This window comes from Dolichospermum sp. LEGE 00240, from assembly GCF_015207875.1.
GTDB lineage: Bacteria > Cyanobacteriota > Cyanobacteriia > Cyanobacteriales > Nostocaceae > Dolichospermum > Dolichospermum gracile.
On sequence record NZ_JADEVZ010000168.1, the window covers coordinates 1 to 1,084 of the forward strand.

The window sequence follows — 1,084 nt, forward strand, 5'->3', positions numbered from 1 at the left end:
CTTTTGCTTCTAATTCTCCTAACCATCCTGTTAATGGTACTTCTGCTATTTGCTGTTTAATATCTGGTATAGGTAAATTATAAGCGGTGAGAACTTCTGGTCTTACCTGACCTAAAACGGTTTTAATGGGTATTCCCCAACTGAGTTTTCTAAATTCTTGAATTTCTGTATTTGTGGGGCGTTTTCCGTTGGTATAAGTATAAGCAGTATTGGACAAAGGATAAGAACTAATGCCATTAATTCCTATTAAATTTCCTGTATTACTAATAATTGGACCGCCACTCATTCCTTGTTGAATATCACCAGTATAGCCAATTTCATAACCATCTTTTAAACTGGGTTGAGAAATGATTTGTTGTATTTTTCCTGTTGTCAATACTAATTTATCTTCAGATACAGCATATCCTGCGGCTATAACTGGTGTTTCTAAGTTAATATCAAAGGAGGCGATTCTGTCAGCAATTTCTGATGGTAAACAATATTTTTGATTAGATGTAAATTCTACTATGGCTAAATCGAATTTATCAAAGTTAGTATTAGGGAAAATTTTAGCTGCATATTTTTGACCATCGGCTGTGATAATATTGATATTATTAATTCTTCTGACAACGTGGGAATTAGTGACTACTAAATAAGAATTACCCTTTCTAGCGAAAATTGTCCCGGAAGCGCCTCTTTCTTTGTCTCTGACTCTAACTGTAATTTGTTTAGCAATGGTTTGTAATTGTGGGTCTGAATAAATACCGTTTTCTGGGTCTGCTGGTTGTAATTTGCACCTTTGTGAGGACTGTGTAAGTAGTTTTGTCGTCTTAGTTTGGGTTTCTATTGCTGACACTGGATAAGGTAGCAGCAGTAAGCAGGAGATAATAGCGATTTGACGTTTCATGATTAGTTAAATAGTATTATTGGTACGGTTTTCCTCCCTGAATCCCCCCTCCGGAATCTTGTCCCCTCCCTTTAGAGGATGTTTGAAAAGTTTTTAATGTATAAACAAACCCCTCTCCAAACCTCTCCCCGACGCGGGGAGAGGCTTTGAAACCCCCATTCCCTAGCAGGGAAGGGGGCTGGGGGGTTAGGTTTTTGG

Annotated in this window: 1 protein-coding gene; it reads right to left on the reverse strand. The window is 37.7% G+C overall.

What is annotated here, in order from left to right:
- Nucleotides 1–886, reverse strand: an 886-nt coding sequence (locus tag IQ226_RS24785; RefSeq protein ID WP_193899789.1) for a serine protease, incomplete at its 3' end; no start/stop codon positions are given.
- Between the last annotated feature and the right edge of the window lie 198 nt (nt 887–1,084).